This window comes from Cedecea sp. B1(4) (assembly GCF_059414925.1).
This window is the reverse complement of sequence record NZ_JCAHMZ010000001.1, coordinates 210244-231652: the sequence shown is the minus strand read 5'-3', so window position 1 is coordinate 231652 and position 21409 is coordinate 210244. Positions and strand designations below refer to the sequence as shown.

27 protein-coding genes are annotated in these 21409 nt (G+C 53.9%); 14 read left to right on the top strand and 13 right to left on the bottom strand.

Annotated features, from left to right (window positions below):
* From ACR6JA_RS01100 to flgB, 5 genes are read right to left on the bottom strand one after another with little or no spacing between them, the layout of a single operon-like run.
* Complete coding sequence (locus ACR6JA_RS01100; RefSeq protein ID WP_008453495.1) at positions 1 to 756, bottom strand: flagellar basal body rod protein FlgF; 756 nt, start codon at positions 754 to 756, stop codon at positions 1 to 3.
* Positions 757 to 776: 20 nt separating this feature from the next.
* Positions 777 to 2027 (bottom strand): flagellar hook protein FlgE, encoded by a 1251-nt coding sequence (gene flgE, locus ACR6JA_RS01095; RefSeq protein WP_494493347.1) that lies wholly within the window; start codon positions 2025 to 2027, stop codon positions 777 to 779.
* Between the two features lie 26 nt (positions 2028 to 2053).
* Positions 2054 to 2752, bottom strand: coding sequence for a flagellar hook assembly protein FlgD (gene flgD / locus ACR6JA_RS01090; protein ID WP_008453498.1), 699 nt, complete (start codon positions 2750 to 2752; stop codon positions 2054 to 2056).
* 11 nt (positions 2753 to 2763) lie between these two features.
* Positions 2764 to 3168 carry a flagellar basal body rod protein FlgC gene (gene flgC / locus ACR6JA_RS01085; protein WP_008453499.1) on the bottom strand — a complete coding sequence of 135 codons (405 nt, stop codon included), beginning with the start codon at positions 3166 to 3168 and terminating at the stop codon, positions 2764 to 2766.
* Positions 3169 to 3171: 3 nt separating this feature from the next.
* Positions 3172 to 3582 (bottom strand): flagellar basal body rod protein FlgB, encoded by a 411-nt coding sequence (flgB, locus tag ACR6JA_RS01080; protein ID WP_008453500.1) that lies wholly within the window; start codon positions 3580 to 3582, stop codon positions 3172 to 3174.
* A 159-nt stretch (positions 3583 to 3741) separates the two neighbouring features.
* Between flgB and flgA the strand changes: the two genes are divergently transcribed.
* The 3 genes from flgA to flgN all read left to right on the top strand — a co-directional run bounded on the left by flgA (position 3742) and on the right by flgN (position 5218).
* Positions 3742 to 4401 carry a flagellar basal body P-ring formation chaperone FlgA gene (gene flgA / locus ACR6JA_RS01075; RefSeq protein WP_213716326.1) on the top strand — a complete coding sequence of 220 codons (660 nt, stop codon included), beginning with the start codon at positions 3742 to 3744 and terminating at the stop codon, positions 4399 to 4401.
* Between the two features lie 95 nt (positions 4402 to 4496).
* The gene (gene flgM, locus ACR6JA_RS01070) at positions 4497 to 4790 is read left to right on the top strand and encodes a flagellar biosynthesis anti-sigma factor FlgM (RefSeq protein ID WP_213716327.1); all 294 of its coding nucleotides are present in this window, start codon (positions 4497 to 4499) and stop codon (positions 4788 to 4790) included.
* A gap of 2 nt (positions 4791 to 4792) precedes the next feature.
* Positions 4793 to 5218 (top strand): flagella biosynthesis chaperone FlgN, encoded by a 426-nt coding sequence (gene flgN, locus ACR6JA_RS01065; protein WP_008453503.1) that lies wholly within the window; start codon positions 4793 to 4795, stop codon positions 5216 to 5218.
* A 54-nt stretch (positions 5219 to 5272) separates the two neighbouring features.
* On the opposite strand, the gene ACR6JA_RS01060 is transcribed toward flgN, so the two are convergent.
* From ACR6JA_RS01060 to rimJ, 5 genes are all read right to left on the bottom strand, one after another.
* Entirely contained in the window at positions 5273 to 5755 is a 483-nt protein-coding gene (locus ACR6JA_RS01060) for a cold shock domain-containing protein (protein ID WP_008453505.1), read from the bottom strand.
* 77 nt (positions 5756 to 5832) lie between these two features.
* Complete coding sequence (gene murJ, locus ACR6JA_RS01055) at positions 5833 to 7368, bottom strand: murein biosynthesis integral membrane protein MurJ (protein WP_213716328.1); 1536 nt, start codon at positions 7366 to 7368, stop codon at positions 5833 to 5835.
* Positions 7369 to 7481: 113 nt separating this feature from the next.
* Positions 7482 to 8405: a Gfo/Idh/MocA family protein gene (locus ACR6JA_RS01050; RefSeq protein ID WP_494493346.1), complete on the bottom strand. Its 924-nt coding sequence runs from the start codon at positions 8403 to 8405 to the stop codon at positions 7482 to 7484.
* 2 nt (positions 8406 to 8407) lie between these two features.
* Positions 8408 to 9055 carry a YceH family protein gene (locus ACR6JA_RS01045; protein ID WP_494493345.1) on the bottom strand — a complete coding sequence of 216 codons (648 nt, stop codon included), beginning with the start codon at positions 9053 to 9055 and terminating at the stop codon, positions 8408 to 8410.
* 3 nt (positions 9056 to 9058) lie between these two features.
* A complete protein-coding gene (rimJ, locus tag ACR6JA_RS01040) occupies positions 9059 to 9649 on the bottom strand; it encodes a ribosomal protein S5-alanine N-acetyltransferase (protein ID WP_213716331.1) in 591 nt (196 codons plus the stop codon).
* A gap of 229 nt (positions 9650 to 9878) precedes the next feature.
* Between rimJ and mdtH the strand changes: the two genes are divergently transcribed.
* The 9 genes from mdtH (at position 9879) to ACR6JA_RS00995 (ending at position 16647) form a co-directional block, all read left to right on the top strand.
* Positions 9879 to 11093, top strand: coding sequence for a multidrug efflux MFS transporter MdtH (gene mdtH / locus ACR6JA_RS01035; protein ID WP_494493344.1), 1215 nt, complete (start codon positions 9879 to 9881; stop codon positions 11091 to 11093).
* Positions 11094 to 11191: 98 nt separating this feature from the next.
* Positions 11192 to 11752 (top strand): lipoprotein, encoded by a 561-nt coding sequence (locus tag ACR6JA_RS01030; protein WP_008453518.1) that lies wholly within the window; start codon positions 11192 to 11194, stop codon positions 11750 to 11752.
* A 153-nt stretch (positions 11753 to 11905) separates the two neighbouring features.
* Positions 11906 to 12952, top strand: coding sequence for a dihydroorotase (gene pyrC / locus ACR6JA_RS01025; protein WP_494493343.1), 1047 nt, complete (start codon positions 11906 to 11908; stop codon positions 12950 to 12952).
* A gap of 75 nt (positions 12953 to 13027) precedes the next feature.
* Positions 13028 to 13273 carry a DNA damage-inducible protein I gene (gene dinI, locus ACR6JA_RS01020; RefSeq protein WP_008453524.1) on the top strand — a complete coding sequence of 82 codons (246 nt, stop codon included), beginning with the start codon at positions 13028 to 13030 and terminating at the stop codon, positions 13271 to 13273.
* 299 nt (positions 13274 to 13572) lie between these two features.
* The gene (gene bssS / locus ACR6JA_RS01015) at positions 13573 to 13827 is read left to right on the top strand and encodes a biofilm formation regulator BssS (RefSeq protein WP_008453527.1); all 255 of its coding nucleotides are present in this window, start codon (positions 13573 to 13575) and stop codon (positions 13825 to 13827) included.
* Between the two features lie 129 nt (positions 13828 to 13956).
* On the top strand, positions 13957 to 15078 hold the full coding sequence (gene solA, locus ACR6JA_RS01010; protein ID WP_494493342.1) for an N-methyl-L-tryptophan oxidase: 1122 nt from the start codon (positions 13957 to 13959) through the stop codon (positions 15076 to 15078).
* A gap of 46 nt (positions 15079 to 15124) precedes the next feature.
* Positions 15125 to 15238, top strand: coding sequence for a DUF2770 family protein (locus ACR6JA_RS01005; protein ID WP_071530454.1), 114 nt, complete (start codon positions 15125 to 15127; stop codon positions 15236 to 15238).
* A 264-nt stretch (positions 15239 to 15502) separates the two neighbouring features.
* Positions 15503 to 16057, top strand: coding sequence for a cytochrome b (locus tag ACR6JA_RS01000; protein WP_008453530.1), 555 nt, complete (start codon positions 15503 to 15505; stop codon positions 16055 to 16057).
* A gap of 17 nt (positions 16058 to 16074) precedes the next feature.
* Entirely contained in the window at positions 16075 to 16647 is a 573-nt protein-coding gene (locus ACR6JA_RS00995) for a YceI family protein (protein ID WP_494493341.1), read from the top strand.
* 32 nt (positions 16648 to 16679) lie between these two features.
* On the opposite strand, the gene trhO is transcribed toward ACR6JA_RS00995, so the two are convergent.
* Positions 16680 to 17732, bottom strand: coding sequence for an oxygen-dependent tRNA uridine(34) hydroxylase TrhO (trhO, locus tag ACR6JA_RS00990; protein WP_494493340.1), 1053 nt, complete (start codon positions 17730 to 17732; stop codon positions 16680 to 16682).
* A 224-nt stretch (positions 17733 to 17956) separates the two neighbouring features.
* On the opposite strand from trhO, the gene ACR6JA_RS00985 reads away from it, so the two are divergent.
* Both ACR6JA_RS00985 and mdtG read left to right on the top strand, forming a co-directional pair.
* The gene (locus ACR6JA_RS00985; RefSeq protein ID WP_213715871.1) at positions 17957 to 18880 is read left to right on the top strand and encodes a Kdo(2)-lipid IV(A) acyltransferase; all 924 of its coding nucleotides are present in this window, start codon (positions 17957 to 17959) and stop codon (positions 18878 to 18880) included.
* A 148-nt stretch (positions 18881 to 19028) separates the two neighbouring features.
* The gene (mdtG, locus tag ACR6JA_RS00980) at positions 19029 to 20255 is read left to right on the top strand and encodes a multidrug efflux MFS transporter MdtG (RefSeq protein ID WP_494493339.1); all 1227 of its coding nucleotides are present in this window, start codon (positions 19029 to 19031) and stop codon (positions 20253 to 20255) included.
* Between the two features lie 136 nt (positions 20256 to 20391).
* Here the strand turns inward: mdtG and ACR6JA_RS00975 are convergent, their stop codons facing one another.
* Together ACR6JA_RS00975 and ACR6JA_RS00970 are read right to left on the bottom strand one after the other, a co-directional pair.
* Positions 20392 to 20832 carry a hypothetical protein gene (locus tag ACR6JA_RS00975; protein WP_494493338.1) on the bottom strand — a complete coding sequence of 147 codons (441 nt, stop codon included), beginning with the start codon at positions 20830 to 20832 and terminating at the stop codon, positions 20392 to 20394.
* Positions 20833 to 20912: 80 nt separating this feature from the next.
* Entirely contained in the window at positions 20913 to 21218 is a 306-nt protein-coding gene (locus ACR6JA_RS00970) for a hypothetical protein (protein WP_494493337.1), read from the bottom strand.
* Between the last annotated feature and the right edge of the window lie 191 nt (positions 21219 to 21409).

The following is a 21409-nucleotide window of genomic DNA, read 5'->3' as shown; positions in this document are numbered from 1 at the left end:
TTAGGTCATTTGCAGCAGCGTGTTAGCGCGCTGTTCGTTTTCATCAACGTTGGCGATAACTTTCATTTGCATCTCGAAACGACGGGCGTTGGCGATCATATCCGCCATCGCCTCTGCCGGTTTGACGTTGCTGCCTTCCAGTACGCCGGACATCACCTTAATCGTTGGGTCGGCCTGCGCGATGGCACCGCGTGTCGCCTGGGCGGCGGGGTTCAAACGAAACAGCCCGTCATCACCGCGCACCACCTCCTGCTGCGTGGCTTTCACCAGCTTCAGTCGACCAATCGGCGCCACGGTATTTGGCGGGTCGCCCGGGTTCAGCGCGGAGATAGTTCCGTCCGCGGCGATAGTAAGCTGCGAACCTTCCGGCACCGCAATCGGGCCACCTTCACCGATAACGGGCCGGCCACCAATGGTCAACTGACCGGCAGGGCTGACCTGAATGTTACCGTTGCGGGTATAGCCTTCTCCGCCGTCCTGCGTCTGCACCGCCAGCCAGCCATCCTGCTGCAAAGCAACGTCCATCGGGCGCGAGGTGTAGTCCAGCTGACCAGGCGTCATATCAGCCCCTGGCGTTGAGGCAATCACCAGGGTACGAGTTGGCAGAGAAAGCCCTTCCACAGGGACAGCACGCAAAGCATTAAGCTGCGCGCGGAAGCCCGGTGTGGAAGCGTTCGCCATGTTGCTCGCCGTGACTGACTGTTGATTCAGCGTCTGGCTGGCAGCGCCCATGGCGGTGTAGATTGCATGATCCATTAAGCCGTCCCTTCAGGCGCTTAGCGCAGGTTAACCAGGGTGTTGAGGATCTGGTCCTGGGTTTTGATGGTCTGCGCGTTCGACTGATAGTTACGCTGCGCGACGATCATGTTGACCAGTTCTTTACTCAGATCCACGTTCGAAGACTCCAGCGCGCCGCTGGTCAGGGTTCCGAAGTTACCGGTGCCCGCCAGGCCCAGCAACGCAACACCGGAAGAGTTGCTTGCGGTCCAGACGTTATCGCCCTGGGACTGCAAACCTTCAGGGTTCGCAAAGTTGGACAGCACGATTTGCCCCAGAAGCTGGGTCTGCTCGTTGGAGTAGTTCCCGACCACGGTGCCATCGTCGTTAATCTGATAAGACGTCAGGTCACCCGGCTTGTAGCCGTTCTGGTTGGTCGCCACGATGTTGTTAGACCCGGTGTTCTGCTGCATGGAGTTCTGGAAGCTCAGCGCGAAGGTCGCAGGTGTCGCGCCGTTGGTGACGCCGGTGGTCACGTTGATGCTGGTTGGCAGCGTGTTCGGGTTTGGAATCGGATCGGCAGCATTGGCAGTAATCCCCTGCAGGTTGCCGTTGTTGTCGAAACGCATAAACCCGGCTGACGTTGCCGTAGAACCCGCTACGGAAGAGTCTTTGGTGTAAACCTGCCAGGCGTTATCCGCGCTCTTAACGTAGTAAACATCCATACCATGGGCGTTACCCTGGCTGTCATAAACGGTGACCGTGCCCTTCTTGTTGTAGCTGTTCGCATTGGTAGGATCGAACGGCGTTACGGTCGGGGTCTTATCGGTAGAGTTCAGGTTGATCTGCTGGGACGCAGTGGTGGTGGTCTTCGCCGGCATCAGCGTGTTTGGCACGGACAGACCTACCGGGTTGGCACCCTGCTGAATGGTTGGCGGCGTACCGGTTGCCGGGTAGCCGGTCAACTGCAGGCCCTGCATGTTCACCAGGTTACGGTTTTCATCCAGCTTGAACTGCCCGTTACGGCTGTAGAATACGGAACCGGAGCTATCCACCAGGCGGAAGAAGCCGTTCTGGCTGATAGCCACGTCCAGACCACGACCGGTGCTGGTAGTGGTACCGTCGCCAAAGTTCTGGGTCACGCCCGCGACTTTAACGCCCAGACCCACTTTAGAGCCTGCGAACATATCGGCAAAAGAGACCGAACCTGATTTAAAACCGTAGGTGGCGGAGTTGGCAATGTTGTTACCAATCACGTCCAGGTTGGTGGCCGCAGCATTTAAGCCGCTGACCGCTTGAGAAAACGCCATGTCTTACTCCTGCTTAGGTTGTAGGCTTAAATAATTTGCCTGATTGCATCGAGGGTCGTAGAACCGTAGGTCCCGAGATCCAGTTTGAGGCCATCTTTGCCGTTGATAACACCGCTCACCATAGCGAAGCCCAGCGGCTGAGCCACCAGCTGTGTCCCGCCATTCGTGGCATTGATCGCCACGGTATAAGAGCCGTCCGGCACGTTGGTGCCGTCGTTGGCGCTGCCGTCCCAAGTAAAGGTATGCACCCCGGCACTCAGTCCACCAATCTCGATAGTACGCACCACTTTGCCGTCTTTATCGGAAATGGTGGCCGTGACTTTGTCCGCCGCCTGCTGCAGCTCGACGCCAAACGGCGTGGTGCTGATGGTGTTGGTTTTTGAATCGGTCCCCGCCAGGATTTTGTTGCCCGGGATCATGACGCCATGGCCAATCAGGGCGCTGGCCTGCAGAGACTGGTTCTGGTTGATCTGGCCGGAAACGGAGCCCAGCGTGGTGTTAAGTTTTTCGATGCCGCTAACGGTACTGATCTGCGCCAGCTGCGTGGTCAGTTCGTTGTTCTGCATCGGGTTGGTCGGATCCTGGTTTTTTAACTGCGCCACCAGCAGAGTCAGAAAACTCCCCTGTAGGTCTGCGGCGCTGTTGCCGGTCAGGCTGTTTTTCGATGCACCAGCCGTAGGATCAACATTGTTAGTCGGATCGTTCACTTTGACTGCAATGGACATATAGGCTCCTGTTACTGACCGAGAGTGAGCGTTTTCATCATCATGCCCTTCACGGTGTTGAGCACTTCGACGTTGGCCTGATAGCTACGAGAGGCGGACATGCTGTTGACCATCTCCCCGACCACATCAACGTTTGGCATACGCACGTAACCGCGCGCGTCCGCAAGCGGGTTACCCGGCTGGAAAACCAGCTTGTCCGGCGCATCGCTCTCAATCACTTTGGTCACTTTAACGCCACCGGTCGCCGCGCCAGGGGCTGCATCCACCTGGAAAACGACCTGTTTTGCGCGGTAAGGCTGACCGTCTGGTCCGGTGACGCTGTCGGCGTTGGCGAGGTTACTTGCCGCCACGTTCATGCGTTTGGATTGGGCCGTCATAGCCGAACCGGCGATGTCGAAAATATTGAGTAAGGCCATCGATTATCCCTGTAGCACCGACATCATGCTTTTGATTTGCCCGCCAAGCACCGTGAGGTTTGTTTGGTAATTCAGGCTGTTATCGGCAAACTGCGTACGTTCACGGTCCATATCGACGGTGTTACCGTCCATGGCGGGCTGGTCAGGTACGCGGTAAAGGAGATCGAGCGACGGAGTGGAGTGGGTTTCTGCCGGGATATGGCGTGCCGAAGTGAGCGCCAGAGACATGCCGCCTCCTTCAACGCGTCCGCGCTCCATCACTTTTTTCATTTCACTGGCAAAGTCGATATCGCGCGCCTGAAAGCCCGGCGTGTCGGCATTGGCGATATTCGCGGCCAGAATCTCTTGGCGCTGAGCACGCAAATTAAGCGCTTCTTGCTGAAATCGCAGTGCGGCGTCCAGTTTATCGAGCATGCTTCCTCCATGGTCCATAGAATTAGGAATCGTCCGAAAGCTTAAATCCCCTTACGCGTACGCGATGGGTGGAATAAACGCAAAATACGTCGCTATTTATCGCCTTGATCAAAACGGCTCGCGGTTAAAATCACCGCAATCTGAATACGGAGAAGCGCGATGAGAAGTCTGAAAATCTTGAGCGGTATCGCCAGTTTGCTGTTCGGTCAGTTGGCTATGGCGAGCGCACTCGATCGGCCGCTGACTGAGTATTTTCAACAGCGACTGGCGGGGATCAGCGATGGCGTCAGCGTCAAGGTGAAAACGCCAGAGGCTCAGCTTCCAGCCTGCCCTCAGCCAGAATTCTCAACGCCCGGCAATGCCAAACTGTGGGGCAACGTTAGCGTCATGGCCCGCTGCGGCAGCGACAAACGGTTTATCCAGGTTCAGGTGATTGCCACGGGCCAGTATGTGGTTGCCAGCCGCCCCATCGCCCGTGGTGCAAGGATCGATGCCAGTAGCGTGCAATTAACCCAGGGGCGCCTTGACCAACTGCCGCCGCGGACTATGCTGGATCTCGGCCAGGCGACGGACGCCGTTTCGCTTCGGGATATTGCGCCCGGGCAGCCGGTGATTCAGACGATGGTACGCCAGGCCTGGCGAGTAAAAGCCGGTCAGCAGGTTCAGGTGATTGCCTCCGGCGAAGGCTTTAGCGTCAACGGAGAAGGCAAAGCGCTTAATAACGCCGCCGTCGCGCAAAATGCCCGCGTTCGCATGTCCTCAGGGCAGGTGGTGAGCGGGACGGTGGATGCTGATGGGAATATTCTGATTAATCTATAATCTTTTTAAAGATTCCGCGGCGACTGCCGATAGTACTATCAACAAATGATACTGACTGGCTCTTACGCCGCGAGCCCCTCGATGAGGAGAGAACAATGAGCATTGATCGCACGTCGCCACTGAAACCGGTAAGCACTGTTCAAACACGTGAAACCAGCGATCCACAGACGCTGAAAAGCCGTCTTGAAAAATCCACTACCGCCAACAGCACCAGCGTAAAGCTGAGTGATGCGCAGGCCAAACTGATGCAGCCCGGCACCGGCGATATCAACATGGAACGCGTTGAAGCGCTGAAGACGGCTATTCGTAACGGCGACCTGAAGATGGATACCGGCAAGATCGCCGACGCGCTGATCCAGGAAGCCCAAAGCTATTTGTCGAGTAAATAACGGTGAGTCGTCTGTTAGAAGTGCTGGACCAAATGACCGCGGTGCTGAATTCACTGAAAGAGGTGATGGATGCTGAACAGCTGCAGCTTTCCGCAGGCCAGATAAACAGCAATGCGCTACAACGTATAACTGAAGATAAAAGCTCGCTGCTGGCTACGCTGGATTACCTGGAGCAACAGCGTCGCGCGGAACAAAACGCCGGGGCGGTCACCAGCCTGGACGTTAGCCAGCGCTGGCAGACGATTACGCAAAAAACCCTGCACCTGCGGGACATTAATCAGCATAACGGTTGGTTGCTGGAAGACCAGATGGCCCGCAATGAGCAGGCTATTGCCGTGTTAAAACCACATCAGGCACCGGACTTCTATGGCGCCGATGGGCAGGCAACGGCGCAGGGCAGCCGCGGCGGTAAAAAAATTACTATCTGATTCTCCTCGCCAATGAAAACAGCTGGTCAACACTCTCCTTGACCAGCTGCTTGCTTATTTCAGCGATTTCAAGACTTTTACCGTCGCCTCAATATCAATCTCATCCTCTGAGAACAGATGTGTTTCGCCCTGGAAGGTGGTCACGGCCAGTTTTTTCACCGTACGCATTTCCCCTTCTTTTTTCTCTGCCTTCGGGCGAATGCTGTTCATCAGCAACCCAACCGACAGCACCGCATTTTCTTTATCAATCTTCCCGTCCGCGGGCTCTTCTTCGCTGTACACCACGAAAGATTTGATCGAGGTGATTTTAAGCCGCTCGCCCGCAATAAACAGATGCTTGCTCTCAGGCTCCACTTTCACAGCAAACGCCGACAGCCCTTTATTATTGGTCCCCGGCTCGAAGGTCACCGACGCGTCCTTTTTGATAAGTTCCGGGTTGGCGACTTTAATCACGTGGAAATAACGGTTTTCACCGTTTTCATCTTTGATAAATCCGAAGCCCTTCTCTTCGAACCAGGTTGTGATTATTCCTCTCATCGCTCTGTCACCTAATTAACCTTTCAACATATAAAGAATAGGGCGGCGTGACGAAACCGTCATCCACCCAGAAAAAATCAAATTGTGCGACGGGCGAAATCTTTCAACCTGAAGCCCAACAGCAACAATGTCGCAAAATAAGCGACGATGCCGGCCACCACCACCGCCATTAGCCGCAGCAGGCGATAAGGCATGTTGCCCAGATCCCACGCAGGCATAACGTACATTATCCCAATCAGTACCGCAGACATCACCATCACGGCGGCGACCAGGCGCAGCAGAAATGCCGTCCAGCCGGGCTGTGGCTGGAAGATATCCTGCTTACGCAGCTGCCAGTAAAGCAGCGAGGCGTTAATACAGGCCCCCAAACCAATCGACAGGGAAAGTCCGGCATGTTTCAGCGGGCCGATAAACGCAAGGTTCATTAGCTGCGTCAAAATCAGCGTCACGATAGCGATTTTAACCGGGGTTTTAATGTCCTGCCGGGAATAGAAGCCTGGCGCCAGAACCTTAACCACAATAAGCCCCATCAGGCCGACCGAATACGCCACCAGCGCCCGCTGGGTCATCAGGGCATCGAAAGCTGAGAACTTACCGTACTGGAACAAAGAGACGGTCAGCGGTTTTGCCAGAATTCCCAGCGCCACCGCGCTTGGGAGCGCCAGCAGGAAGCAAAGGCGCAGCCCCCAGTCCATCAGGCGAGAATATTCATCGTGGTTGCCGGTGGCAAAACTCTTCGCCAGCGACGGCAGTAGAATAGTGCCTAACGCCACGCCTAAAACCCCAGACGGAAACTCCATCAGGCGGTCGGCATAATACATCCAGGAAACCGAACCGGACACCAGGAACGAAGCAAAGATGGTGTTGATGATCAGTGAAATCTGGCTGACGGAAACGCCGAGAATAGCCGGCCCCATCTGTTTGATAACCCGCATTGCGCCCGCATCCTTAAAGCTGATACGCGGCAGCACCAGCATGCCAATTTTCTTCAGGTGCGGCAGCTGATAGGCCAGCTGTAATACGCCCCCTACTGTTACCGCCCAGGCCAGCGCCAGAATCGGTGGATTAAAGTGCGGGGCGGCAAACAGCGCGAAGCCAATCATGCTGAGATTAAGGAACGTCGGGGCAAACGCTGGCACAGAGAAACGGTTCCAGGTATTGAGAATTGCCCCCACCAGCGACGCCAGCGAAATCAGTAAAATGTACGGGAAGGTAATGCGCAGCAGGCTCGACGTTAGCGCAAATTTATCCGCCGTGTCGGCAAAACCCGGCGCAGTGACCAGAATAACCCAGGGAGCCGCAAGCATCCCGAGGACGGTGACCAGCGCCAGCGCAAGAGTCAGCAGCCCGGAAACGTACGAGACAAAGACGCGCGTGGCATCTTCGCCCTGCTTACTTTTGTATTCGGCCAGAATGGGCACAAACGCCTGGGAGAAAGCGCCTTCGGCAAAGATTCGGCGCAGCAGGTTCGGCAGCTTAAAGGCAACAAAGAAGGCATCCGTCGCCATCCCTGCCCCAAATACCCTTGCCACAATGGCGTCGCGCGCGAAACCAAGCACGCGTGAAAACATGGTCATCGAGCTGACGGCTGCCAGCGATTTTAATAGGTTCATTTATTCTGTTATTCCACAAACATGAACGCCTGCAATGCAGGCGTACATGGATGATGACAAGTCGGCATAGTCTACCGATACGGCGCTGAATTGCTACCGCGATATGTTACAGCTTATTCGCTAATTGCCTCGCGCCAGAGCTTCTCGACGACACGCTGCGCCAGCAGCGCCTGCTCGCCGGAGGTTTCCGGGACAGTTTGGTTCGCCACGCAGTCGATAAAGTGACGCGCACAGCCCGCAAAGCCGCGCTGTTCCAGCGTGGTTTGCCAGCCGGGAATGGGCTGTTCCACTACACCGGCGCCGCATTCTTCGCGCCACTGACGCATGTCGGTTACCTCATACAGCCCGCCGTCAGTCACCGCCTGCACCCACTCTCGCTGGCTTCCGGCGCGGCGATGCATACTGGTGGTCACGCTCAGGTTGCCCTGGCTGAAATGGTGTTCGGCGTACAGCATTTGCCCTGATTCATTGGTTTGCAACGTCCCGCTTTGCAGCTGGGCACTGCCGCCGCCAAGCCAGAGTGCGGTATCCACGACGTGAAGATAGTCATCAAGCAGCGTGAAGCGCAGATCTCCCGGGCCGACGCTGTCGCTGCGGTGTTTGTCCATCCGCAAGGATGCCCCGGCAGACAGCTTTGTCTTTAACTGCTGGTAACGCGGGGCAAAACGGCGGTTAAAGCCCACCATCAGGGTGCGTTTTTTGCGCTCTGCAAGCTCCACCAGCTTTTCGGCGTCAGCCAGGTTTTCCGCCAGCGGCTTATCTACGCAGACGCTGACGCCCGCATTGAGCAGATCATTCACCACCGCGTAGTGGGAGCTGGTGGCGCTATGCACAAAAACAGCATCGCACTGCGCCGCCAGATTGCTGAGCGAATCAATATACGGAATACGCCAGGTTTCACACACCGGCAGCGCTTTCGCTTTGGTCGGTGAAAATGCGCCCACCAGCGACCAATCGTCGGATGCCCCCAGAACCGGAAGCCAGGCTTTCTGCGCGATCCCGCCCAGCCCCACGACGCCAATACGTAATTTCGTCATCCTTAATCTCCCAAATGCGCCAACAAGGAATCCAGACGCTGTTTAAGTTCGGCGACTTCAGTTTCCAGCGCGTCCACTCGCGCGCTGAGATCGTCTGCAACCGGGCTGATACTTTGTTCCGGGGACACTGACGCCTCAACCTCACCGCTGAAAAGATGCATATAGCGGCTTTCTCGTTTACCCGGCTCACGCGGCAGACGCACGACAAACGGCCCATCTTCACGGCCAGCCAGCCCTTCCAGCGTCGCTTCTACCTGCGCCATATCGGTGAACTCAAACATTCTCCCGGCGCGGCTACGCAGCTCACCCGGCGTTTGCGCGCCGCGCAGCAGCAAAGTCGTAACCACAGCCACTTCCGCTGGCGTTAGCTTTAAATTACCAAACTCGGAGTTGCAAAAACGCTGCTCGTATTTCGTCACGCGTTTGCCAAACCCGCTGACGGTTCGCAAATAATGGCCTTTGACCAGCCCGTCCAGCGAGTCCTGGACTTCATGCTCTTTCAGCTCCATCACCGGTTCACGGTTTGTTTTCTGATTACAGGCGGTCACCACGCCGTTGACGGACATCGGATACTGCTCTGGCGTAGTGAGCTGTTTTTCCAGCAGGCTGCCGATAACGCGGGCTTCAATCGCCGTTAACTGATATTTCATCTTTTAAACTCCACGACCTGGGGTCCAGTCTTGATTAACCAGCGCGGTGAGAACGTGATCCCGCCATACGCCGTCAATCAGCAAATAATCCTTTGCATAGCCTTCTTTTTCAAAGCCCAGGCGCGCGAGAAGGCCGCCGCTGCGCTGATTATGCGGCATATAGTTGGCCATAATGCGATGCACATTTTGGCTACGTTGCATATAGCGAATGGCGCTGGCCAGGGCCTCGTACATTAGCCCCTGCCCCTGCCACTTTTCACCGATGGAGTACCCGAGATAGCAGGCATGGAAGGAGCCGCGCACCACGTTGGAGAAGTTGGCGACGCCGATAACCTCTTTTTCTTCCGGGTCGAGCAGCGCGAAGTAATACGCGCTACCCTGCTTGTGCATTTCACTTATCATGCCCAGCCTTGCCTGCCAGCCCGAAGGATAGCAGTAGCTCTCGTCCCGAACGGGTTCCCAGGGCTTCAGAAACAGGCGATTTTCCGTGTAGTAATCCGCCAGGCGCCAGGCATCTCGCTCATGAACCAGACGCACCACCAGACGGTCAGTCACCAGGCGAATTTTTGGTGCGTTACTGCGGTAGCCAAACATGTTTATCCCACTCCTTCATCCCGGTTAACGGGGCTCATCTTGTTACTATACCTGCGCCTGACCGCCGTGTGAAAACAACAACATGAAGCGACATCACTTTTTTCGATGAAAGCCTTGAATCAAACTCGTTGCACGATAAAAAAATATTGTCCTGCATCAGGTATTAAAAGCCCGAATGCCAAGCGAGAATAAAGACTTGTCGCGTTTAATTAAGTTCCCTGGAGGGGAGATGTCGCGCGTGGCGCAGGCAAGGAGCCTGGGTAAATATTTCCTGCTGCTTGATAACATGTTAGTGGTATTAGGCTTTTTCGTTGTCTTCCCTTTGATTTCCATTCGCTTCGTTGACCAGTTGGGCTGGGCCGCTTTAATGGTCGGGATTGCCCTGGGTCTGCGTCAGTTTATCCAGCAGGGGCTCGGCGTCTTCGGCGGCGCGATTGCCGACAGGCTGGGCGCTAAACCGATGATTGTCACCGGCATGCTGCTGCGGGCCGCAGGTTTTGCCACCATGGGCATCGCCACGGAACCCTGGATGCTATGGCTTTCCTGCCTGCTCTCCGCTATTGGCGGAACGCTGTTTGATCCGCCCCGCTCGGCGCTGGTCGTCAAACTGGTTCGCCCTCAGCACCGCGGCCGCTTCTTCTCCATCCTGATGATGCAGGACAGTGCAGGCGCGGTGATCGGCGCTCTGCTGGGTAGCTGGCTGTTGCTGTACGACTTCCGTCTGGTATGCGCCGTCGGTGCCGTAATGTTTGTCCTGTGCGCCGCGCTTAATGCCTGGCTGCTGCCCGCCTATAAACTTTCAACGATCCGCACCCCAATGCGCGAAGGCATGGGTCGCGTGTTTCGAGATAAACGCTTTATCACCTATGTTCTGACGCTCACCGGCTATTACATGCTGGCGGTGCAGGTCATGCTGATGCTGCCGCTGATGGTCAACGACATTGCCGGTACCGCGTCGGCGGTAAAATGGATGTACGCCATTGAAGCCGCGCTTTCGCTGACGCTGCTCTACCCTATCGCCCGCTGGAGTGAAAGGCGCTTCCGCCTGGAGCAACGCTTAATGGCAGGCCTGGTGCTGATGACGGTGAGCCTGATGCCTATTGGTCTGGCGTCCAACCTACAGCAACTTTTCGCCCTGATTTGTACTTTCTACATCGGCTCAATCATCGCTGAACCTGCGCGGGAAACACTCAGCGCCTCGCTGGCGGATGCCCGCGCTCGCGGCAGCTACATGGGGTTCAGCCGTTTGGGCCTGTCGCTGGGCGGCGCACTAGGTTACACCGGCGGTGGCTGGCTGTTTGACGCAGGTAAAGCCCTGCAGCAGCCGGAGTTACCCTGGGCCATGCTCGGCATTATCGGCTGTATCACCCTTGCCGCCCTGTGGTGGCAATTTAGCCTTAGACCCGTTGAGCCAACGATGCTGGAGCCTGGCGGGCAGGGATAATTTTCTCGTATCATCTTTTTCCGGTAGCCGCTCCCGCCGTGCCGCATTATGCTGATAAAGCAAGGCACGGCATTGGAGCCGCTATTTTGAGGAAGCCTATGAAGAAGATTGTTTTTGCCGCAGCATTGATGCTTAGCGGCCTGCTCTCAGGATGCAACCAGTTAACGCAGTACAGCGTGAGCGAACAGGAAATCAACCAGTCGCTGGAAAAACACAATAACTTCTCGAAGGATATTGGCCTGCCCGGCGTGGCTGAAGCCCATGTGGTGTTAACCCATTTAGTCAGTCAGATAGGGCGGGAAGAGCCGAATAAAATTACCCTGACCGGCGATGCCAATCTCGACATGACATCCCTGTTTGGTAACCAAAAAGCCATTCTGAAGCTCAAGCTGAAAGCACTGCCGGTGTTCAATAAAGAGCAAGGCGCCATCTACCTGCAGGAAATGGAGGTGGTTGACGCTCAGGTCGAGCCGCAAAAAATGCAGACCGTCCTGCAGACCATGATCCCTTACCTTAACCAGTCCCTGCGCAGCTACTTCAATCAGCAGCCTGCTTATATCCTGAGCGAAGACCGCAGCACCGGCGAGTCGCTGGCGAAGAAATATGCCAAAGGCATTGAAGTAAAACCCGGTGAGATAATCATTCCGTTAACGGAATAGCCCCTGCCCCTCAGAGCCGTTCATGCGCTCTGAGGGTTTTGTACAACATGCGCAATATAAGGGGTGCAAACGATAACGTTTCCCCTTATCCTTAGTGCCCGGCATAAAACCAGCCCTTGATGACTGATTTCCCTCTCACGCCGGAGCACATTGATGACCGCATTACCTCAGGTATTAAAAATCCGCCGCCCAGATGACTGGCATATTCACCTTCGTGACGGTGAGATGCTGAAAACCGTGGTGCCTTACACCAGCCAGACCTATGGCCGCGCGATTGTCATGCCCAATCTTGTGCCCCCAGTGACCAGCGTAGAGGCCGCTATTGCTTATCGCCAGCGCATTCTTGATGCGGTTCCGGCCGGGCAAAAGTTTGAACCGCTGATGACCTGCTACCTGACCGACACGCTGGATCCCAACGAAATCGAACGCGGGTTCAATGCAGGCGTGTTTACCGCTGCCAAGCTTTACCCGGCGAACGCCACAACCAACTCCGCTCATGGCGTAACCAGCACCGCAGCCATTCTGCCGGTGCTTGAGCGTATGCAGAAAATTGGCATGCCGCTGCTGGTGCACGGCGAAGTCACCCATGCTGATATCGATATTTTCGATCGCGAAGCGCGCTTTATTGAAACCGTCATGGAGCCGCTGCGTCGCCAGTTGCCTGAGCTGAAAGTGGTGTTTGAACATATCACCACCAAAGATGCCGCCCAGTATGTGAAAGAAGGCAACTCGCTGATTGGCGCGACTATCACGCCTCAGCACCTGATGTTTAACCGTAACCACATGCTGGTGGGCGGAATTCGTCCGCACCTTTATTGCCTGCCGATTCTGAAACGCAGCATCCACCAGGAAGCACTGCGCGAGCTGGTCACCAGCGGCTGCGATCGCGTGTTCCTCGGCACCGACTCTGCGCCACATGCGCGTCATCGTAAAGAAGCCAGCTGCGGCTGTGCCGGCTGCTTCAACGCGCCTTCCGCGCTCGGTGCCTATGCGACGGTATTTGAAGAAATGAACGCGCTGCAGCATTTTGAAGCTTTCGCTTCGCTGAACGGCCCGCGCTTCTACGGCCTGCCGGTCAATGAAGAGCACATCGAGCTGGTTCGCGTCGCTGAGAAAATGCCAGAACTGATTGAAGCCGGCGACGACAGCATCGTGCCGTTCCTGGCGGGTGAAGAGGTCGTCTGGTCCGTTAAAGGCTAAATTTTTCAACGCCCCCTGTTGCTTACTGGAAATTAAGCCTGTATAAATATCCAGTATATTGTACAGGGGGTCGTTATGCGTATTGAAGTCACTATAGCCAAAACCACACCATTGCCAGCCGGGGCTATCGATGCCCTTGCCAGTGAGCTTTCCCGCCGTATCAATCAACATTTCCCCGACACCAGCAGCGAAGTGCAGGTACGTTATGCCTCCGGCAATAACCTCTCCGTGCTGGGCGGTGCCAAAGAAGACAAAACGCGAATCAGCGAGATCCTCCAGGAAACCTGGGAAAGCGCTGACGATTGGTTCTCTGCCGACTAATACCCTCAAGTATGTTGGTACTTTTTGCCGGGTGTCGCCATCCGGTTTTTTTTATTTCCCTCGCTGATTTGATTATTTTTTAAACGCCGCTAAAGTCTTTCCTGCCTTTCTTTCCAATTACATCGGAATAGCCTGTCGATTTATTGTTCGCTTTTCCAGGATAATGTGGAAAAAGTGTTACCAGGTAATTATTTCATCCCCATGACCGCAAGAGTGTTGATATACTTAAGTCGCTTCACGATAAATCACGCATGAACCTCACTAGTCGTTGTCTTTAAACACGTATAAAAGGGGTTATGATGGAAAAAAATAGTGATGTTATTCAGACTCATCCCCTCGTCGGATGGGATATCAGCACCGTCGACAGCTACGACGCCATGATGCTGCGCCTGCATTACCTGACATCCAATAATCAGAAGCACGATGAAACCGAAATCGGTCAGACCCTCTGGCTGACCACCGATGTCGCCCGGCAATTTATTTCCATCCTTGAGGCCGGGATAGCCAAAATTGAATCCAGTGATTACCAGGAAAGCGATTATCGCAAGCATTGACGACACATGCTTAACAATGGCCACAGGCACCCAACGGGGTGCCTTTTTTATTTTAAGCGTCACCGTCAATTGCATCGTTCCGGTGAATTAATTACCCTGCTACAGATAATTTTCCACAGAGAAAAGCTTATGAACTACGACCTCATCATTGTCGGCAGCGGCTCCGTCGGTGCCGCCGCAGGCTGCTATGCCACACACTCGGGCCTGAAGGTACTGATGCTCGACAGCGGCCACCCGCCGCATGACCAGGGCAGCCACCACGGCGACACTCGCCTGATGCGCCATGCTTATGGCGAAGGTGAAAAATATGTCCCGTTGGTCCTGCGAGCACAAAAACTGTGGGATGCCCTGGCGGAAGCCAGCGGTGAGAAGCTCTTCCACCGCACCGGGGTCATTAACCTGGGGCCATCTGATTCGCCCTTTATTCGCAATGTCGCCTCCAGCGCAGAGAAATTTTCCCTGCCGGTTGAAACACTGGACGCCGCCGCCATTGCCGCCCGCTGGCCGGAGATTGCTGTGCCTGAAAACTACGTCGGCCTGTTTGAGACGGACTCAGGCGTGCTGAAAAGCGAGCTAGCCATCGAAACCTACATCAACCTTGCTAAGCAAGGCGGCAGCGCTCAGCTTTTTAACTGCAGGGTGACGGCGATCCGCCACGGCGACGAAGGTGTCACCGTCGTGACTGAAGAAGGTGAATATCACGGGAGCAAACTGCTGGTCAGCGCGGGGACCTGGGTTACCAAACTGCTGCCTGACCTGCCGATCGCCTCGGTTCGCAAAATCTTTGCCTGGCACCAGGCCGATGGGCGCTACAGCGAGAACAACAAATTCCCGGCGTTTACCGCAGAAACACCCAACGGCGATCAGTATTACGGCTTCCCGGCGGAAGACAACGAACTGAAGCTGGGCAAGCACAACGGCGGGCAACTGATTGACTCCCCCGAGCAGCGTAAACCCTTTGGCGCCGTCGCCAGCGATGGGTCTGAAGTCTTTCCGTTCTTGCGCGAATTTTTACCCGGCATCGGCTGCTGCCTGCACGGTAAAGCCTGCACCTATGACAATTCGCCGGATGAAGATTTCATCATTGATACTCTCCCCGGCCATGACAACACCCTGATCATTACCGGGCTGAGCGGACACGGGTTCAAATTCGCCTCCGTTTTAGGCGAAATTGCCTGCCAGTTTGCTTTGGGTCAAAAACCTGCCTTTGATTTATCCCCATTTGTACTTTCTCGCTTCAAAACGGCGTAGAATCCCCGAGTGGCGGGCATTTCCGCCACTTTTCTTTGGGGCCATCATGATTCGCTTTTTTCAATTTTTAACCAACAATATTCGCGAACACTTTATTCTGTATCTTTTTCTCTGGGCAATACTTGCACTTCTCGATCTGGCTTATATCTATTTCTTTTGATTATTCAGACTCCTGTTATATTGACAATTATTGACGTAAAATTAATTAAATATAGTTTTAGCGCAAATAATTAACCGTCAATAAATACTCTCCTCAATCAAAAACGATCATATTCATTCGACTCTACTGAACGCCTGCCGCTAGTGTTATTCAAAAAAACAGACATACAATAAATATATATCGAAATACGGATATTTATGTTGATCTGCTGTTAACAGAACGCCTATGTTTTAGCTTCTTTAGAAAATACATGGACGCATAAATATGCAATGGCGAAACTCATCCGAACGCTATGGACATTTTTCGGTTCTCCTTCACTGGCTGGTTGCCGCCACGGTTTATGGCATGTTTGCACTCGGACTTTGGATGGTCACGCTGGGCTATTACGACGTCTGGTACCATAAAGCACCAGAAATACATAAGAGCATCGGCATCTTGTTAATGTCTGCTCTGGCTATTCGTATTCTCTGGCGCTTTATATCACCTCCGCCGCCACCGTTAAAAAGTTATTCACGCCTGACGCGCATCGGCGCACTTACCGCACATATTTTGCTGTATGCATTATTGTTCGCCATTTTGCTGAGCGGGTATCTGATTTCAACGGCTGACGGTAAACCCATTAGCGTGTTTGGCTGGTTTGATGTGCCCGCCACGCTAACCGACTTCGGGGCGCAGGCCGACCTTGCCGGGACAGTTCATCTCTGGCTGGCGTGGACCGTGGTGATTGTTTCCGTACTACACGCCCTTGCGGCCTTAAAGCACCATTTTCTAGATAAAGATGCCACCCTCAAGCGCATGCTGGGGAAAGCATCCCGTTAACTATGGAGAGTAAGACAATGAAGAAAATCCTGCTGGGAGCCACCTTAAGTGCTCTGTTATTCACCACCGGCTCCGCCGTGGCCGCTGACTATAAAATTGATAAACAAGGTCAGCATGCGTTTGTGAATTTCCGTATTCAGCATCTCGGCTATAGCTGGCTGTACGGTACCTTCCGCGATTTTGACGGAACTTTTACCTTCGACGAGAAAAACCCGGCGGCAGATAAAGTCAACGTCACCATCAACACCACCAGCGTGGATACCAACCATGCCGAACGTGACAAACACCTGCGTAGCGCAGAGTTCCTCAACGTGACTAAGTTCCCGCAGGCTACCTTCGCCTCAACGGAAGTGAAAAAAGACGGTGAAGCTTTAGATATTACCGGCAACCTGACCCTGAACGGCGTGACAAAGCCGGTTACGCTGAAGGCTAAGCTGATTGGTCAGGGTAACGATCCGTGGGGCGGCGTGCGCGCGGGTTTTGAGGCCGAAGGTAAAATTAAGCTGAAGGACTTCAATATTACTCAGGATCTGGGGCCAGCGTCTCAGGACGTTGATCTGATTATTTCTGTCGAAGGCCTACGTCAGTAAAAATACTCCCCCGGCGAACCGGGGGAATGTGATTACTTCTCGGGATCAGGAATACCCAGCGTGGTATTCAGCATCCCACGAGATTTATTAAAGATCTTATTCCCGTTTTCGCGGCCTGCCCGGCGGCGGCGCTGTTCTTCTGGAGATAGCGCCAGCTCATCACGGCAAACTTCACTGCAGCAGCCAGAGAATTTCTCAGCACAGGCCGGACACTGAATAAACAGCAGATGGCAGCCGTCATTTTTGCAGTTGGTGTGGCTGTCGCACGGCGTTCCGCACTGATGGCAATGGGCGATCACATCGTCAGATATACGTTCTCCCATACGCTCATCGAAAACAAAGTTTTTACCGACAAAGCGCACCGGCAAACCTTGCTCACGCGCGCGGCGCGCATATTCAATGATCCCGCCTTCAATGTGATACACATTTTTGAAGCCGTTATGGCGCATCCAAGCGCTGGCTTTTTCACAGCGAATGCCGCCGGTGCAATACATGACAATTTTCTTCTCTTTGTCATCCTGCATCATATTTACGGCTTTCGGCAGCTGCTCACGGAAGGTGTCGGCCGGAATTTCGACCGCGTCCTCGAAATGCCCCACTTCGTATTCGTAGTGGTTACGCATATCGATAAATACCGCGCTCGGATCGTCGAGCATGGCGTTTACTTCCGCAGCCTTCAGATATTCCCCCACGTCACTTGCGTCAAACGTCGGGTCATCAATACCGTCAGCGACAATACGGTCGCGTACCTTCATGCGCAGCACCCAGAAGGATTTACCGTCATCTTCCAGCGCAATATTCAGGCGCAAATTATTTAAGGCCGGGTGGAAGGCATAAATCGCTTCGCGGAGGGCAGCAACGCGGCTTTCCGGGACGCTTATCTGAGCGTTGATCCCTTCATGCGCCAGATAGACACGGCCAAACACGTTCAGGCTCAGGAACAGCTGATACAGTGCATCACGGGTCGCCTGCGGCGTTTCGATATTGAAATATTTGTAGAATGAGATGGTCGTGCGCGGCTCGGTTTCGGCAAGCATGCGCTCACGCAGCTCCTCATTCGATACGCGGTTGTGTAACACTGGCATGGTGTTCGCTCGCAATCGTTGAAAAAAAGTGGGCTGCATCATAAAGCAAATAACGCTTATTTACATCCCCACGTTTTACGCTACATTTTGCTCATTCAAAGGCATCTGCGGCAACAATTGATGAAATATCAGGCACTCCGACGCCGCGTATTTTGGCTCTGCGCTAAAAAATGCCACAATGGAATGATTAGAAGATCCGGCAATTGCCGTCACAAAGGTTTTACATGACGAACTTACCGCAATTCTCCCGTGCATTACTGCACCCGCGCTATTGGCTCACCTGGCTTGGCATCGGCTTTTTATACCTGCTGGTGCAGCTCCCCTATCCGGTGCTTTATCGCATCGGCTGCGGGCTGGGCCGGCTGGCAAAACGCCTGATGAAACGCCGCGCGAAAATAGCCTACCGCAATCTTGAACTCTGCTTCCCGGACATGAGCGAGGAAAAACGCGAGCAGATGGTGATCGCCAACTTCGAGTCAGTCGGCATGGGGCTGATTGAGACCGGCATGGCCTGGTTCTGGTCTACGAAGCGCATCAATAAATGGTGCCACTACGAAGGTGTGGATATTGTTAAAGGCATCGAGAAAACGGGCCAGGGCATTTTACTGATTGGCATTCACTTCCTGACGCTGGAGCTGGGCGCCCGTATTTTCGGCATTAAAACGCCGGGCATCGGCGTTTACCGCCCAAACGACAACCCGCTGCTGGACTGGCTGCAGACCTGGGGGCGCATGCGCTCCAATAAGAGCATGATTGACCGCAAAGATCTGAAAGGCATGATCCGCGCGCTGAAAAATGGCGACATCATCTGGTATGCCCCGGACCACGATTACGGCCCGAGAGGCAGCGAGTTTGTGCCGTTCTTTGCCGTTGAACAAGCTGCGACCACCACGGGAACCTACACGCTCGCCAAACTCTCCGGCGCCTGCGCCGTGCCGTTTGTTCCGCGTCGCCTGCCGGGCGGCAAAGGCTACGAGCTGACGATTATTCAGCCAGAGCTGAACCCACCGCTTGACAGCCCGGAAGCAACGGCACGCTGGATGAACAAAATTGTCGAGAAGTGCATCCTGATGGCACCAGAGCAGTACATGTGGCTGCATCGCCGCTTTAAGACGCGCCCGGAAGGCATGCCCGACCGTTACCAATAACGCCTAACAGCCGCCTTTTCAGGCGGTTTTTTTTGCCGTAGTTTGATCGAAAAAGCCCTTTGATTTGCCAGCCCAATGCCAACAGGCGCATAATTAGCAGAGTAATAATTCCCTCTCTTCTCTTTGGCACTGGCAACTTCGGAGCGGTATGACTCCCCCTGACAGCACTATCAACTGGAAGCGTAATCTGGCCGTCGTCTGGGTTGGCTGCTTCCTGACCGGCGCGGCATTCAGCCTGGTCATGCCCTTCCTCCCGCTTTACGTTGAGCAACTCGGCGTCACCGGCCACAGTCAGCTGAACATGTGGTCCGGGCTGGTCTTTAGCATTACTTTCCTGTTTTCTGCCGTGGCATCCCCTTTCTGGGGTGGGCTTGCCGACCGTAAAGGCCGAAAACTTATGCTGCTGCGTTCCGCGCTTGGCATGTCTGTCGTCATGCTGTTGATGGGTCTCGCGCAAAACATTTGGCAATTTCTGGCGCTTAGGGCCTTACTTGGCCTGCTGGGTGGGTTTGTGCCGAATGCCAACGCGCTGATAGCCACTCAGATACCGCGCCATAAAAGCGGCTGGGCACTTGGCACGCTGTCTACGGGAGCGGTCAGCGGCGCGCTGCTAGGCCCGCTGATGGGTGGCCTGATGGCGGACAGCTACGGGCTGCGCTCGGTGTTCTTCATCACCTCGCTGGTGCTGTTTATCTGCTTCGTGATGACGCTGTTTTTTATTCGCGAGTCGTTCACGCCCGTTTCCAAAAAAGACATGCTGCACGCCCGCCAGGTACTCACCTCATTAAAAAATCCCCGCCTGGTACTGAGTCTGTTTGTCACCACGATGATCATCCAGGTTGCCACCGGTTCTATCGCGCCTATCCTGACGCTCTACGTGCGCGATCTGGCCGGTAACGTCAGCAATCTGGCGTTTATTAGCGGGATGATTGCTTCCGTGCCCGGCGTAGCGGCGCTGATCAGTGCCCCAAGACTCGGCAAGCTGGGGGATCGTATAGGGCCGGAAAAGATCCTGATTGGTGCGCTGGTAATTTCCGTTTTGCTGCTCATCCCGATGTCGTTGGTACAAAACCCGTGGCAGCTCGGGATCTTACGCTTTTTGCTTGGTGCCGCCGACGGGGCTCTTCTCCCCGCCGTGCAAACGCTGCTGGTCTATAACTCTTCCAGCCAAATCTCGGGCCGTATTTTCAGCTACAACCAGTCCTTCCGCGATATTGGCAACGTCACCGGCCCGCTGCTCGGTGCCGCCGTTTCCGCCAGCTACGGCTTCCGCACCGTGTTCCTGGTCACCGCCAGCGTGGTGCTGTTTAACGCCCTTTACTCATGGATGACGCTGCGCCAGCCTGCCGCGCGGGTACGAATTCCGGGGGAATAAATCTCCGACTTACAGATTTGCGAGGTGTTAACTGGAAGCCGTGGCGGAGCTAATTAATCCGTTTTATCACGGCTCCCAGAAAAACGGGGCTTGAGATATAGTCTTTACAAGGGATTTGGTGAGAATGTGCCAAATGTCATTCAGCGATGAGTTTGTAAAACCTTTTAGTCTGTACAACTGCAATGATGAAGCACCCGATGGCAAAACATACACGCAAGCCATTATCTCCACTGCGAAGAGACAGTGCGTTTGTGAGAATCATGTTAACTATAAGCAAGGGAATAAATAAATACAGTATAAAATATATACCTGAAAATATACGACAAAGCACCGCGCTTGACTTTATATCAAAAATCTTCGCAGTTAATTTAGTCATTGGACTAAATAACATTGCAAATAAACCCGGCCCCACCGTCAATAAAAATAATACCACAACCATCAAAGGGATTCTGGCGGTGATAACCTCAGTAATATTCAAAATAATCAACGACCCAATAATTGAGGTTATTGCCCCACCAATCAGCAGCGCTTTTGTCCCCTCGAACATTGCATTGATACTATCTACCGTAATTTTCATTTAGCAACTCAATATCCATCTATATTCTTCGCAGATCATAACACGAAGATCTATCAATCCTCACCTGCTGATTTCCCATATTACTTCGCAACGACTTTCCAGCGCCCGCCTGGCTTAGTAATTTCATAGTGGTATACGTCATCACACCACACGTTAACTTCTGCGTGTGCAAGATTAGCAGGAACAAAGCCCGTTAGTTTATCGCACTTATAATCACGCGAAAGAATTAGATTTTGGGCGAATTCTTTCGCGTCTGAAATCTCTTCCTCCGTCATTTTTGATTGGGATGCCTCCTCGGCCTCAGCCTTAACCGGAGTTCCATCTTTAAAATGAAAGTATGTGGCGATGATAACAACGCCCCAGATTAGTTTGGTACTGGTTTTCATATAAGTGTCCAGAATTATAGTTATGAAGTACAAAGATGTTATCGGCCATTCATGTAATAACTTTAACCTTACCCAGACCAAACTTCATGCTGGAAACAACCATGTCAATATTAACCATAAGCATTCTGACTTTAATATAATTCCGATAATTTTATATCTAAACACATAATACAGCATGTAAACCTGGCCTC